This window comes from Fodinicola feengrottensis, from assembly GCF_010993775.1.
GTDB classification, from domain to species: Bacteria; Actinomycetota; Actinomycetes; order Mycobacteriales; family HKI-0501; genus Fodinicola; species Fodinicola feengrottensis.
Map to the genome: position 1 here is coordinate 17,257 of NZ_WOTO01000069.1, position 13,348 is coordinate 30,604.

At 67.9% G+C, this 13,348-nt stretch carries 11 protein-coding genes and 3 pseudogenes; 7 read left to right on the plus strand and 7 right to left on the minus strand.

Annotation, left to right across the window (positions count from 1 at the left end):
• Positions 1 to 103: 103 nt before the first annotated feature.
• A complete protein-coding gene (locus GNX96_RS41595) occupies positions 104 to 1,057 on the plus strand; it encodes an alpha/beta fold hydrolase (RefSeq protein WP_163573089.1) in 954 nt (317 codons plus the stop codon).
• Here GNX96_RS41595 and GNX96_RS41600 read toward each other — a convergent pair.
• Positions 1,005 to 1,373 carry a DNA polymerase ligase N-terminal domain-containing protein gene (locus GNX96_RS41600; protein ID WP_163573090.1) on the minus strand — a complete coding sequence of 123 codons (369 nt, stop codon included), beginning with the start codon at positions 1,371 to 1,373 and terminating at the stop codon, positions 1,005 to 1,007. The genes GNX96_RS41595 and GNX96_RS41600 overlap by 53 nt on opposite strands.
• Before the next feature lie 480 nt (positions 1,374 to 1,853).
• Between GNX96_RS41600 and GNX96_RS41605 the strand changes: the two genes are divergently transcribed.
• Positions 1,854 to 2,618, plus strand: a complete 765-nt coding sequence (locus tag GNX96_RS41605; protein WP_279582895.1) for an alpha/beta hydrolase — start codon at positions 1,854 to 1,856, stop codon at positions 2,616 to 2,618.
• Positions 2,619 to 2,650: 32 nt separating this feature from the next.
• Here the strand turns inward: GNX96_RS41605 and GNX96_RS66305 are convergent.
• From GNX96_RS66305 to greA, 4 genes and pseudogenes are all read right to left on the minus strand, one after another.
• Positions 2,651 to 4,206, minus strand: a pseudogene (locus GNX96_RS66305) (penicillin-binding transpeptidase domain-containing protein).
• Positions 4,146 to 4,574, minus strand: coding sequence for an NTF2-like N-terminal transpeptidase domain-containing protein (locus GNX96_RS41620; protein ID WP_163573093.1), 429 nt, complete (start codon positions 4,572 to 4,574; stop codon positions 4,146 to 4,148). The pseudogene GNX96_RS66305 and the gene GNX96_RS41620 overlap by 61 nt, the downstream one beginning before the upstream one ends.
• 67 nt (positions 4,575 to 4,641) lie before the next feature.
• Positions 4,642 to 5,136, minus strand: a pseudogene (locus GNX96_RS41625) (beta-class carbonic anhydrase).
• A 73-nt stretch (positions 5,137 to 5,209) separates the two neighbouring features.
• Entirely contained in the window at positions 5,210 to 5,713 is a 504-nt protein-coding gene (greA, locus tag GNX96_RS41630) for a transcription elongation factor GreA (protein WP_279582896.1), read from the minus strand.
• A gap of 323 nt (positions 5,714 to 6,036) precedes the next feature.
• On the opposite strand from greA, the pseudogene mca reads away from it, so the two are divergent.
• From mca to GNX96_RS41655, 5 genes and pseudogenes are all read left to right on the plus strand, one after another.
• A pseudogene (gene mca / locus GNX96_RS41635) lies at positions 6,037 to 6,904 on the plus strand (mycothiol conjugate amidase Mca).
• 72 nt (positions 6,905 to 6,976) lie between these two features.
• On the plus strand, positions 6,977 to 7,261 hold the full coding sequence (locus GNX96_RS41640; RefSeq protein ID WP_279582897.1) for a hypothetical protein: 285 nt from the start codon (positions 6,977 to 6,979) through the stop codon (positions 7,259 to 7,261).
• Positions 7,262 to 7,586: 325 nt separating this feature from the next.
• Positions 7,587 to 8,714, plus strand: coding sequence for a hypothetical protein (locus tag GNX96_RS41645; RefSeq protein WP_163573095.1), 1,128 nt, complete (start codon positions 7,587 to 7,589; stop codon positions 8,712 to 8,714).
• On the plus strand, positions 8,644 to 9,099 hold the full coding sequence (locus GNX96_RS41650; protein ID WP_163573096.1) for a diguanylate cyclase domain-containing protein: 456 nt from the start codon (positions 8,644 to 8,646) through the stop codon (positions 9,097 to 9,099). Before GNX96_RS41645 ends, GNX96_RS41650 begins: the two co-directional genes overlap by 71 nt.
• Positions 9,078 to 10,064 (plus strand): putative bifunctional diguanylate cyclase/phosphodiesterase, encoded by a 987-nt coding sequence (locus GNX96_RS41655; protein WP_163573097.1) that lies wholly within the window; start codon positions 9,078 to 9,080, stop codon positions 10,062 to 10,064. Before GNX96_RS41650 ends, GNX96_RS41655 begins: the two co-directional genes overlap by 22 nt.
• A gap of 1,167 nt (positions 10,065 to 11,231) precedes the next feature.
• On the opposite strand, the gene GNX96_RS59230 is transcribed toward GNX96_RS41655, so the two are convergent.
• Both GNX96_RS59230 and GNX96_RS59235 read right to left on the minus strand, forming a co-directional pair.
• Positions 11,232 to 11,738, minus strand: a complete 507-nt coding sequence (locus GNX96_RS59230) for a glucosidase family protein (protein WP_279582898.1) — start codon at positions 11,736 to 11,738, stop codon at positions 11,232 to 11,234.
• An 862-nt stretch (positions 11,739 to 12,600) separates the two neighbouring features.
• Positions 12,601 to 13,170 carry a glycogen debranching N-terminal domain-containing protein gene (locus tag GNX96_RS59235; RefSeq protein ID WP_279582899.1) on the minus strand — a complete coding sequence of 190 codons (570 nt, stop codon included), beginning with the start codon at positions 13,168 to 13,170 and terminating at the stop codon, positions 12,601 to 12,603.
• Between the last annotated feature and the right edge of the window lie 178 nt (positions 13,171 to 13,348).

The window sequence follows — 13,348 nt, forward strand, 5'->3', positions numbered from 1 at the left end:
CGAAGAGGCTATAGGAACAACCCGCAGCTGGGAACATCCTCAGGCAGCAAAACCTACTGAGGAGTAACCTCGTGGATGTCACCCCAATCGAAAGGCCTAACCGATGACCGTGAGTGTACGTACGGTTACTCTACACGGCCACGATGTTGGCTATCGCGAGCTGGAACCCGCGCCTGACAGCGAAAACACCGAAGTCGTGGTGCTGCTGCACGGGCTCGCTGGGAGTGCCGAGACCTGGTTGCCGGTCCTGGAGCGGCTGAGCCCGAGCCGCCGCCGGTTCATCGCCCCCGACCTGTTGGGCCACGGATCCTCGGCGAAACCGCGGGGAGATTATTCTCTTGGCGCGTACGCGAGCGGGGTTCGCGACCTGCTCGCGGCGCTCGGGCACGAGCACGCCACCATCGTCGGGCACTCGCTCGGTGGCGGGATAGCGATGCAGTTCGCCTACCAGTTCCCGCAAAGTTGCGACCGACTGGTGCTGGTCAGCAGTGGCGGTCTCGGCCGTACGGTAAGCCCCGTGTTGCGCTCAGCGGTGCTTCCGGGAGCCGGCCTGGTGTTGCCGGTGATCGCCCATCGCCGGGTGATCTCGGCGGCCAGCCGGATGGGCCGGACGATGCAGCGGTGGAAAATCGGGACCACGCCGACGCTGCGTGAATACGCCCGGCATTTCGCGTCGCTGTCGGACCCGGAAGGCCGGAAAGCCTTTCTGCACACCGCCCGCAGTGTGCTGGATATCGGCGGCCAGCGGGTGAGCGGCACGGATCGGCTCTACCTGGCCGAAAATGTGCCGACCATGGTGATGTGGGGGAGCATCGACCCGGTGATTCCCATGCGGCACGGCGAGCGGGCGGCGTCGGTGATTCCCGACTGCCGGCTGGAGATCTTCGAGCGAGCTGGCCATTTCCCGCACTGTGATCAGCCGGGGCGGTTCAGTCGTACCCTGCTGGATTTCCTGGACAACACTGAACCCGCCCGGCTGGAGATCTCCGAAGTGGCCGCCCGGCTCACGGCTGTTCGACCGTACGATGGACAAGCCAGTCACGGGAAGTCTGAATAAGCGCATAGCGAACGGTCTCGGCTCGTCCGTGCAAGGTGAAAAGAATCCGTTTGTCCGTACGGTTGTGTTCTTCCCACCAGCCAGTGTCGGCGATGCTCTTGTTCGCGTCGTGGTAGTCGAGATGGTCGAGGTCATGGTCGGGAACGGCGACCGCGAGCCGGTTCTCGCCGGGTTCGCGAGGCATTCCGCGAGGCACCGCCCAGGACCGTAGAACGCCGTTTTCCTCCAGCCGAAGGTCGAAATGGTGCCGCGGCTTGTGGTGTTCGTGCAGCACGAAGGCCGGCCGGACGGCCGGTGGGTTGTCATTGGACGGCATCTGCACCTCCCCACTTGCGAGAGTAGATCAGCACGTACCGCGGGCTGCATGCGTGGGCGCCGTCACGCGCACTTGACAGCGGACGAAACTCCGGGGGAAGGTAGCCAACGTGTTGCGCGACGTTGGCCAGGACGGCGGCGGTCGGGTGGCACCTGACTTTATGAGGATGATGCCGATGACTACGGTCGCCAGCAGCGACGCCGGGTAGTTCTTTCCGGCTCCTTCCCTCATCTCGACCGCCTGGGTTCTGACCAGCCGTCGAGATCCTTGCTTTTTCACCGTTGGTGGGCCCGTTTACGCTGCCCTCTTTCGGTTCCCGTACGTCTACAGAAAGGACTTTTCTATGCCTGTTAACCATGTTCCGTTCACTCCCGCCGAGGTGGCCGCCGTACGCGCGCAACTGCCGACAGTCTTTCGTGATCCACCCGTGCTTACCGGGAAGGCGGACCGGTCCGAGGTACTGCCGAGCCCGGCGGCGGCGTGCCGGGCCAGTGGATCACCGCCACCGATCGAGTACCGACGCCCGAGGACGGGGTGACGATTTACGTCCACGGCGGCGGTTTCAGCATCAGCAACCCGCCGCTGGAGCTGGTCATGGCGCAGCGGCTGTCCGAGGCCACCGGTCGCCCCGCTTTCGCGGTCGACTACCGACTCGCGCCGGCTCATCCGTTTCCGGCGGCCATCGACGACGTGGTGGCCGTCTATCGGAGCCTGTGTGATCAGGGCGTGCCCGCGGAGCGGATTCTGCTGGTCGGCGAGTCCGCCGGCGGAACGCTGGTTTTGTCGATCCTGCTGGTTCTCGCGGCGGCCGGCGACGCGTTGCCGGGTGGGGTGATTTCGGTGTCACCAGTGACCGATTTCGTTGGCGACAGCCCGTCCATCAAGGCCAACGAAGGCCGCGACGTGATCAACCCGGCGATGCTGGGGCCGATCGCCACCCAGTACCTGGCCGGGGCGCGTCCGGACGTGGCACCACAGTCGCCGATTTACGGCGAACTCGGTGGACTGTCGCCGATCCTGCTCGCGGTCGGCGCGGACGAACTTCTGCTGGACGACTCCCGGCGCTTCGCCGCGGCCGCGGAGGCTGCCGGAACGCCAGTGACGCTCGATATTTACCAGGGCCTTCCGCATGTCTTCCATGCGGCGGTTCTCGTTCCCGCCGCTGACCAACTCACGGTGGCCACGACGTACCTGCGCCGAGTAGCCGACTGGATCAGCGCATTACCTGCCCGCGGCCGCATCTAGCAATCGGCCGGTTCGTACGGCCGTCGCCCAGGTCAAGCCCCCGCCGTCGTTACAATCGGATTCCGATTGTCACGACCGGGGGTCAGCCGAGGGCGGCGATGAACTTGCCGGCGAGCGGCACCGCGGCCTGTTGGGAGTTGCGTCGCGCCGTCGTAGACGAACACCGCGAACGCGAGGTCACCGTGATAGCCGGCGAACCAGGAATGCGTACGCGGCGGGGTGTCCGTGCCGTATTCCGCCGTGCCGGTTTTCCCGCCCAGTCCGGAAACATCACGCAGCGCCTTCGCGGTGCCGTCGGTGACCACCGCGCGGGTCATGTCGCGCAGCGGGCCGATGATGTTCGCCGGGATGGCGGGCGGGGCGGTTTTCGGGGTGCCGGGCTGGCCGACGATCAGGGACGGCGTCGGCAGGCTGCCGCGCTGGATCGCGCCGGCGACCAGCGCCATGGTGAGCGGACTGACCTGCACCTTGCCCTGGCCGATCGCGTCGGCGCCCTGCTCGGTGGTGTTCGCCGGGGTGGGCAGCGAGCCGGAGAAGGTGGAGCCCGGCAGGTCCCAGCCGGCCCCGATGCCGAACTGCTTGGCGGCGGTTGTGAACGCGGTGGTCGGCAGTTTTGAGCCGAGGCCACCGAAAGTCGTGTACACGACTGCGCGAACGCGGTTCGCAGGGGAACTTGGCCGAGGTCGAAGGAGTTCTCGTTGATGAACTTCTTGCCGCCGATGGACAGCGAGCCCGGGCAGGCCACGCTGGAGTTCTCGGTGACGCCACCGGCCTCCAGTAGCGCACCCGCGGTGATCATCTTGAAGGTCGAGCCGGCCGGGTACGCGCCGTTCAGCCCGATGTCGTACGACAGCGCGCTGGTCTGCGCGACGGCGAGGATCTCGCCGGTGGACGGCCGCAGCGCGACGATGCTGGCCGCGAGCGTGACGCCGCCCAGCGCCGACTGAGCCGCTTTCTGGACCTTCGGGTCGAGGGTGAGCTTGACCGGGCTGCCGGGCTTGCCGCCGAAGGAAGTCAGGGTCTGCGCGTTGCCGCTGCTGTCAATGCGGGCGACGGTGGTGCTGGGAGTGCCGGTGAGCTGGCCGTTGAGTGCACGCTGCAGCCCGGAGATGCCGATGTCGCCGGTGGTCTTGCCGAGTGGGTGGTTCTCGGTGAGTACCTCGGCGGTCGGCGCGCCGACCTTGCCCAGCAGCGCCGGCGCGAAGGTCTTGTCCACCGCGAGCGTTCGCTGCGCGGTGTGGAACACCGCGCCCGGCAGGTCGTAGATCTGCGACTTCACCTGGTTGTAGCGGTCCTGCCGGAGGGTGATCACCGGCACGAAGTCGGTCGGCTTGGCCTTCTGTACGTCCTTGACAATGTCGGCGGCCACCACTCCCTCCGGCTGCAGCGCGGAGGCCAGCGTGTTCGCCTCGCCGGTCACATCCGTCACGTGCTGCGGCTCCAGGCCGACCTCCACCACCGGGAGTTCGGCGAACAGCGGGCTGCCGGTTCGGTCGGACAGCGCAGACCGCGGCGGCAGGGTCGTGTTCACCTGCAGCCGCTGCTGGGCGCCGAGGGTGGGCTGGACGACCGCGGGTGTCCAGTGCACCCGGTCGTTGTCGCCGGACTTGGCGGTGTGCAGGGTGTTCGCGTACGACCCGGGTGGTGCGCGCCGCCGACCAGCGGCCACGTCACGGTGTACTGCGCGGTGGCCACGCCGTCCTTTTCGGTGACCGAGCCGATCTTGATCGACGCGCGGGCGCCGAGCCCGGTGGCCGCGGCGGTGAGTACGTCCTCGGCGCCGGACCCGCCGTCGGTCTGGGCGGCCGCGTCGTCGTACTTCCCGGCGCCCCAGGCGGTCAGGAACGCCTTCGCCGCCGCGACCGGCGCGGAGTCGCCGAACAGCGAGCATCCCGGGAGTGTCGCGAGCAACACCAACGCGAGCAGGACCGCCGCGGGGCGGGGATTCGTCTTCACGAAGGTTGAGTGTGCCCGGCCGGGCACAGTTACACAGGCCTTTATGGCCGGCGACACGAACCGGCAGTTATCGGGTTACCTCGCGAAGCTTGCCGGTTTCGACCTCGTAGACGAAGCCGCGGACCGCGTCCTTGTGCGGCAGGAAGGGGTCGTCCATGACTCGGGCGATCGACTCTCGTACGTCGCGTCCAGGTCGCTGAAGGCATTGGCTGACCAGCGTGGACGCCGTCCGGTAGCGGCCTCCAGCGAGCGCGCGAAACCGTCGTCGGTGATCGACAGCATGCCGCAGCCGGTGTGGTGGATCAGCATCACCTCGGTGCCGAGCGAGCAGCCGTTGGCTGATCGCGAGCGTACGCAGCACGTCGTCGGTCACCACCCCGCCGCCGTTTCGGATGGCGTTCGCCTCGCCCTCGGCCAGGCCGAGCAGCGAGTAGAGGTTGATGCGGGCGTCCATGCAGGTGACCACCGCGACACCCAGTGACGGGTGGCGCGGCAGGTCACCCTTGTCGAAAGTGTCCGCGTAGCGGGCGGCGTTGACGAGCAGGTCATCGATCTTGGACACGACGGCTCCCACGGCAGTAGAGAATGTCGGTGGGGACGAACTCGACGCTGAGCCCGGCAAACTTTCGCAGACGCTACCCCGTGAAGGGCGCGATCTTGTCGATCGTGACCTTGATCTCAGCCCCGGTGGGAGTGGTGTATTTGACCGTGTCGCCGGTCCGGTGGCCGGTGATCGCGGAACCCAGGGCCGACTCCGGAGAGTAAACGGTCAGCGTCGTCGTCTTGGCGATCTCGCGGGACCCGAGCAGGAAGGTCTCGGTGTCGTCCTTGTCGCCGTCGAAGTGGATGCTCACCACGACGCCGAGCTCGACCTTGTCGACCTTGTCCGGAGCCCGGTGCACTTCGGCGGTCCGCAGCAGCTCGTTGAGCTCGCGGATCCGGCCTTCCTGCTTGCCCTGTTCCTCGCGGGCCGCGTGGTAGCCGCCGTTCTCCTTCAGGTCGCCCTCTTCGCGCCGCTCGTTGATCTCGGCGGCCACCGCGGTGCGGTTCGCTATCAGTCCGTCGAGCTCGGCCTTCAGGCGGTCGAACGCCTCCTGGGTGAGCCAGGTTGCATGGGCCTTGGGGTCGGTCGTGGACACGGCTAGCTCCTCGATGGGCGGATAAGACGAATCACCGACGTTACCATCGGTGGCGGTCGCACTGCCGGGCGTCAGAACCTCGCGGGCCATGCTGATGGCTCGTTGGTTGGCGCCGGTTTGCAGGCATAACACGCTACGTGCGGCGGCGGGCGTGTGCGGGGCGTTACTTTCCGGTTGGTCTCGGACCATCGGGCCTGCGCGCTCTGGCACTGGGCGAGCGAGGGACAATTGAGTCCGCCCCGCTGCCATGTGGTACGCCCGCATGGCTCCTTCGTCCGGTAGAAACCGAGGAGCACGACCGCGTGTCCGAACAGTTGCGTCTGATGGCCGTACACGCCCATCCCGACGACGAGTCCAGCAAGGGCGCGGCCACCATGGCCAGGTACGTCCGCGAAGGGGTGCGCGTCATGGTCGCCACCTGCACCGGCGGTGAGCGCGGCAGCGTACTGAACCCGGCGATGGATCGGCCCGAGGTGTGGGAGCACTTGAGCGAGATCCGCCGCAAGGAGATGGAGGCGGCCCGGGAGATCCTCGGCGTCGAGCAGGCCTGGCTGGGGTTCGTGGACTCCGGGCTGCCCGAGGGCGACCCGCTGCCGCCGCTGCCGGAGGACTGCTTCGCGCTGCAGCCGCTGGAGGTGGCCACCGCCCCGCTGGTACGGCTGATCCGCGAGTTCCGTCCGCACGTGGTCACCACGTACGACGAGAACGGCGGCTATCCGCACCCCGATCACATCATGTGCCACCAGGTCTCGGTGGAGGCTTTCGAAGCGGCCGGTGACCCCGAGCGTTACCAGGAGTTCGGTGAGCCGTGGCAGCCGCTGAAGCTCTATTACCAGATGGGGTTTCAGCCGGAAGCGGATCGAGGCGTTGCACGCCGAGACGGTCGCCGCCGGCCTTGAGTCGCCTTATGAAGAGTGGCTTCAAAAGTGGTCGGAGAACCACGAGGAAGACAAGGCCGCACTGCGGGTGACCACCCAGGTGCCCTGCGCTGACTATTTCGGCATTCGCGACGACGCGCTGCGCGCGCACGCCACTCAGGTCGACCCGACCGGCCGGTGGTTCCAGACCCCCCTGGACGTACAGCGAAAAGCCTGGCCGACCGAGGACTATGAGTTGGCCCGTTCGCTGGTGGACACTGGGATTCCGGAGGACGACCTGTTCGCTGGAATTACGGAGAGTGTGCACGTCTAAACAATTTGTGAGTCAAAAGGCCGTCGAACGTAAGCAAATCGCGTACGTTAGAGTTGCCGCGGTCTCCAGGGATTGGCTGAGTTCATGGCAGTTGTGGTAAGTGTCCTCGCGAGTAGTGCCGTCACCTTCACTCAAGACGTGTTGGCCGCCAACAATTTCGGTGACGACGTGCCCGGCGGAGTGGCGGGCCCGCTCGGGCTGTTCATCATTCTTCTGCTGCTTATTGCCACTGTTCTGCTGATTCGGAACATGAATATGCGGATTAAGCGACTGCCCACCAGTTTTGATGAACAATCCGTCAAAGAGTCGAAAGACGCCGAGAGTTCCACGAAAAAACCGGACAGTTCGGGACATTAATTCCGACGAAGAGGACTCCAGGGCGCATTGAGCCCCCGATGCTCTGCGTGCTGGCACTAGAAAACTCCCCCTGATTCGCGAAAGGGGGTGATTTCGATGGAGCGCGGAGACAACTGGGGCTAGGCATTTAGTTATGTCAATGACTAGTTTCTCGTCGCTGTGTCTGACATCCTCGACGGACGTCAGGCGGACACGTCGTGCCCGCGACCTTAGTGGCGCTGGGGTCGTATGGCAGTGGCGTTTAGCCCAATGGAAGGGCTAGACGAGATCGTCGTGACCTGCTTTCGACCTGCACGGGGATCGGCAGGCTGGGGGGTGGCAGGGGGTGGGTGCTGCGGCTGGGGTGACCGGCGCGCAGCCACTGCGGCTTTATGTCGCTGGTGTTGCTGTGCTGGCCGGAGGGCTGCTTGCCCTCGCGGCCAGCCAAGCTGCCGCTGACCCCGTACAGGAGTGGCCAAAAGTCGCGGTGGCTTTCGGTCTTTTCCTCGGGTGTCACTGGATCAACGTGCCGCTCCGGTTCGGCAGCCACCGGCTGATCTCGGACTGGAGTGAGGCCGCTCTCATCATCGCGCTGGCCCTGGTCGGCGGCGGCTGGGTGGTGCTGGCGGCCGGGCTCGGGATGGGCCTGGCCGACCTGGCCCGGCGTCGGCCGCCGATCAAGGCCATCGTCAACGCGTCTGTCCTGATCATCGCGACCACCGCTGGCGTGTCGGTTTTCCGGTTGGCCGGCGGGGTGCCGGGAGGGCCGGTCGAGGTCGGCGTGCTGCCGTTGTTGGCCGCCGCGGCCGCGGTCAGCTGGCTGGTCAACGCGGTCCTTATAGCCGTCGCTATCGGTCTCGCGCAGCAGATCCCGCCGCTGAAGGTGTTCGCGACCGGCCGGCCCATCTCGCTGGTGGTGCTGCTGGGCAACGCGGCCGTCTCGATCGGCGTGTTGGAGATCGGCAAGCTGCAACCGTGGTGCCTGCTGGCCATCCCGCCGGTGCTCTGGCTCGTCCACCAGGGCCATCTCGGCCGCACCCGGACGCGGGTGGAACGCCGTACGTGGCATCAGCTCGCCGCCGCGACCAGGGCGCTCAACCAGCTGGACCAGGACCAGGTCATCGACGCGGCCATCTCCGGCGCGGCCGAGATGTTCGCCGCCGACGTGGTCGAGATCGATTCCGCGTACGCGCCGCCGCAGTGGCGGCTGACCCGCGGCGACCGGCGCGGCTCCGGTGGCGCGGCGCGGCGCGCCCGGCGCGCTGCTGCGGTCCGAGCCGCTGGTGGTGCCGTCCACGCTGGCCCACGACGGCGAGGTGGTCGGCGAGTTGCGGCTGTGTTTCCGCAGCCAGGTGGACCTCGGCGAGCGGGACCGGCTGGCGCTGTCGACCTTCGCCGACGCGGTGGCCGCCGCGCTGGCGAACGCGAGTGCGCACCAGCAGATCCGCGAGCTCGCGGACCGTACCCGCTATGAGGCTTCGCACGACACGCTCACCGGCCTGATCAACCGGAGCCGGCTGCTGGATCTGATCGACCTCCGGCGTACGCACCCGGTGAACGACAGTCCGGAAGCGGCCTTCGCGCTGCTGCTGTTCGACCTCTCGCACTTCAAGGAGGTCAACGACACGCTCGGGCACTCTGCCGGCGACGCCCTGCTCGTACGGGTAGCCGAGCGGATGAGCGACGGGCTGGCACTCGGCGAGCAGCTGGGCCGCCTGGACAGCGACAAGTTCGCGCTGCTGATGGCCCCCGAGGTCGACCCGGAGGTGGCCGCGCACGCGCGCACGCGGCCATCGAGCGCGCTGGCGCGCTGCAGGGCGCGCTGGCCGAACCGATCGTGGTCGAGGGCGTCACGCTGACCGTCGAGGTCCGGGTCGGGCTCGCCGTCACCGAGGTGGCCGACGGCTGCCCACACACCGAGCTGCTGCGGCGCGCCGACATCGCCATGTACGAGGCGAAGAGCAGCGGCCGCAACCTCGTCACGTACTCACCGGAACGGGACGGCGGCCGGCTCGACCGGCTGTCGTTGTTGGCCGCCGAGCTGCGCTACGCACTGACCCAGGACGACCAGCTGTTCCTAGAGCTGCAGCCGCTGATCGACCTGGCCACCGATCTGCCGATCGGCGCCGAGGCGCTGGTCCGCTGGCGGCACCCGCGGCGCGGGCTGCTCGGGCCGAGCGAGTTCATCCCGATCATCGAGCGCAGCGAGCTGATCCACCCGTTCACCCAGTGGGTGCTGGACGAGGCGCTTTCGGTCATTGGCAGCTGGCACACCGGCGACTTGGACGTACCGATCGCGGTCAACCTGTCGGCCCGCAGCCTGTTGGACCGTACGCTGCCCGGCGACATCGACCGGATGCTGCGCAAATACCGGATCCCGGCGAGCAAGCTGGTGCTGGAGATCACCGAGACGGTGATCATGAGCGAGCTGGAAGTGGTCGAGGAGGTCCTGGACGGCCTGCGCTCGATCGGCGTACAGATCGCTGTCGACGACTTCGGCACCGGCTATTCGTCGCTGACGTTCCTGGCGCGCGTACGCGTGGATGAAGTCAAGATCGACCAGTCGTTCGTGAAGGCGATGCACCACTCCGTCGAGGCGTCCGCGATCGTGAACAGCACCATCGCGCTCGCGTCCAGCCTGGGCCTGCGGGTCATCGCCGAGGGCATCGAGACGCCCGAGCAGCGCGCCGAGCTGGAGGCGCTGGGCTGCACCGGCGGCCAGGGCTACGGCCTTTATCCGCCGATGTCCATCGACGCCGCCACCGCGCTCGTCGAAGAAGCCGCCGACGGCCTCTCCGGCGCCTCCGCGGCCTCCGGCCACTGATTCTCGGCCAGCGAGGTCGAAGCTCGAGGTCGAAGGTCAAGGTCGAGATCGCAGGTCAGGGGCGAGATCGCAGGTCAGGGGCGAGATCGCAGGTCAGGGGCGACGGCCAGGGCGAAGGTCAAGGGCGAAGGTCAGGGGCGAAGGTCAGGGGCGAAGGTCAAGGTCAAGAGCGGCGGTTGCCTCGGGGGAGGGTGGATCCCGGGTTGGCTTGTTTGGCTGCGTGGCGTGGCGTGGCGTTTGGGTGCGGGGTTGCGGTGGTCCGTTCTCCCCGTCGGCGCCCAAGGGCAGCACATTTCCTGGCCCGGCGGCGGAGCTTGGGTGCCGTGCCCCGGCCTGGGTGCCCCGCCGCCGGGCCAGGAAATGTGCAGGGCTGCGCCCGCCGACGGGGGGAGACCGGACACCTCGCGCTGCTGGTGATGACGTTGGTTAGTTCTGTGCCCTATTTGTCCGGTTTCCCGAGTCGTTTGCCGGGGTGCTTGTCGTCGAGTGCGGGACTTTATCCACCACTCGACGTCGAGTGCAGGCTTTTGTACCGCACTCGACCCCCAACCTGTGACAGCTGGGACTGATGGGGTCCCTGCGGCGTGCCCGTCCCACTCTTCGGGACGAGAGTTGTTGATCTTGGTTAGTTGGCCTACCCAAAACGGACATCGGACTGAAATGTCTGGTTTGGGTAGGCAAACTAACCAAGATCAACAAAGGATGTCGCGGAGAGTAGCCAAATCCGGCACGATGGTGGCGTGGAGTAGCGAAGTCGACGGATGAGTGGGGGTCGCGTGAGGGTCGATGAAGTGGGGGTGAGGGGATGTGCTTTTTTCGCGAGTGTGGGCTGCTTGTTCTCCCCGTCGGCGGGCGCAGCCCTGCACATTTCCTGACCCGGCGGCGGCGAACCAAACGCAACCACCCACCCAAGCTCCGCCGCCGGGCCAGGAAATGTGCTGCCCTTGGGCGCCGACGGGGAGAACAAGCAGCCCAACCACCCACCCAACGCACCGCCCGCACCCAAACTCCGTTCTTCCTAGAGGCGCCGCCCGCAGGGCAGACCTTGACCTTCGCCCTAGACCCAGATCCCAGATCCCAGACCTAACCCCCGTACGGAACCGCAGTTCAGCGGCTAGCTGGAAGGAGAGCCGGACGCGTCGATGGCGGCGCCGAACGTACGACCGGCTACCCGTAGACCGGTGGCGGTGACGGGCCGACCGGGCTGGGCCGCATCGGCCGCAGCTCCACCCGCTTCGCCGGCACGTGCACGCGCAGCCCCAGGACCGCGGTCAGCACCGCCACCGCGGAGGCCGCCGACCAGGCCTGCGGCCGGCAGGCCGTCGCGTACGGGACAGCGGCCGGCAGGTCGCCCGCCTGGTCGCCGGCGTGCAGCTCGGGCATCCGGTAACCGAAGTTGGCGGCGGCCGCCAGCAGGCCGTCGATGAGCGACGCGGCGACTTCGAAATGCCCGTCGGCGACCAGGCCGCTGATCGCGATCGCGATCGCGGTGTCGTGCGCCCACACCGACCCGCGGTGGTAGCTGTCCGGCGCGTACGCGACCGAGTCGGCGGCGAGCGTACGTAGGCCATAGCCGGAGTTCATCGCCGGTCCGCCCAGCCGGGCGGCCACCAGCGCCGACTCGGCCTCGGTCAGCAGCCCCGTGCCGAGCAGGTGGCCGATGTTGCTGGTCACCGTGTCGACCGGTCGATCGGTCGGTGCCGTCCAGCGCGACCGCCGGGAACGGCCCGTACGCGTCGGTCACCCAGAACTTCTCCCGGAACGCGGTGCGAAGCTCGCCGGCCCACCGCTGCCAGCGGTCGCCGCCGGGCTGACCGAAGGCGTCCAGCAACTCGGCGCCTCGGATCGCCGCGTCGTACGCGTACGCCTGCACCTCGCACAACGCCATCGGCCCGGTGGCGAAACTGCCGTCGGCGAACCGGATCGCGTCGCCGGAGTCCTTCCACCCCCTGGTTCGCGAGACCGTGCCCGGAAGTGTCCTGGTAGCGCAGGAATCCAGCGTGCCCGCCGATCCACTCCAGCGCCGCGACCGCGGCCGGCAACAGGTCGGCGACCTGCTCGGCCGGCATGCCCCACCGCCAGGCGTCGTTGAGCAGCGTCACCCAGAGGCAGGTGGCGTCGACTGTGCCGTAGTAGACCGCCGGCAGCACCAACCCAGTGCTGTAGGCCACCGGTTCGCGCCGCAGTTCGTGCAGGATCTTGCCGGGCTCCTCAGCCGAGTCCGGGTCGACCCGGCGGCCCTGGCGGGCAGCCAGCGCGCGCAGGGTGCCGGCCGCCACCTCGGTGCCCAGCGGCAGCAGCATCCGGGCGGTGATCAGGCTGTCCCGGCCGAAAAGAGTGAAGAACCAGGGCGCGCCGGCGGCGATGAACACGTCGTCCGCCGACGTCATCCGCAGCTCGTCCAGGTCGCGCAGCGCACCCGCGACCCAGGCCGCCAACCGCCGGTCGTCGGCGGTGACCACGGGCACCGACCAGGACGGCCGCTCCGGTGCCGCCGCCACCACCGCGCCGCGGTCCGCGCACCGCAGCTCCCAACTCATCTCGCGGCTCTGCCCGGCTGGTACGGCGACCGTCCACGCCAGCACTCCCGGCGCCTGCACCCGCGCCCCGCCTTCGGCGGTCGCCCGTACGTCGACCCCGCTGTCCGTACGCCACCGGAACGCCACTCCGTCGACCGCCATGCCCAACAGGGCCCGCGGCGGCCCGCCCGGATGGTCGATATCGGCACCCCGTCGGCGGCAAGGTGCAGTCGTACGGTCGCGGTCACCGTCGCGGCACCATGGTTGACCAGCGCGAACCGCTCCCGCATCCCGGTCGCGGTGACCTCCCGCCGACGCTCCAGCCGGACGCCGTCGCCGAGGTGTCGCAGCAGCCCGACGAACGCAGCGGTGCCGGTCCCGGTGGCACCTCCGGCCAACGACTCGGCGGCGACGCCGTCGACGGTGACGGACGCACCGGACAGGACGCGTACGTCCGCGTGTAGGACGCCGTGCCCATTCTCCACGTCGTCGGGCGGCCCGATCTGGCCGTCCAGAGCGGAAAGTGTCACGGTCGGCGCGCGTACGCACACCGACAGCTCGTGCATCAACGGCTGACGGCCGCTCATCGGTTCTCCTCGGTGTCGACTGCACTCCCATCATTGCCCGGGGATTGGCGTGACACCGAAGTAGCGTCGGGGAATGACTTTCTGGCGGCTGTCGGTGCTGGCGCGCTATCCGGACTTTCGCCGGCTGTTCGTCGGGAATTCCGTCTCGCTGCTGGGATCCAGCGTGACCGCGGTGGCC

What these genes read in the sequence shown, in the direction of transcription:
- GNX96_RS41595 (WP_163573089.1), top strand. Translation starts at nt 104, where the DNA reads ATGACCGTGAGTGTACGTACGGTTACTCTACACGGCCACGATGTTGGC.
- GNX96_RS41600 (WP_163573090.1), bottom strand. Translation starts at nt 1,373, where the DNA reads ATGCCGTCCAATGACAACCCACCGGCCGTCCGGCCGGCCTTCGTGCTG.
- GNX96_RS59235 (WP_279582899.1), bottom strand. Translation starts at nt 13,170, where the DNA reads ATGAGCGGCCGTCAGCCGTTGATGCACGAGCTGTCGGTGTGCGTACGC.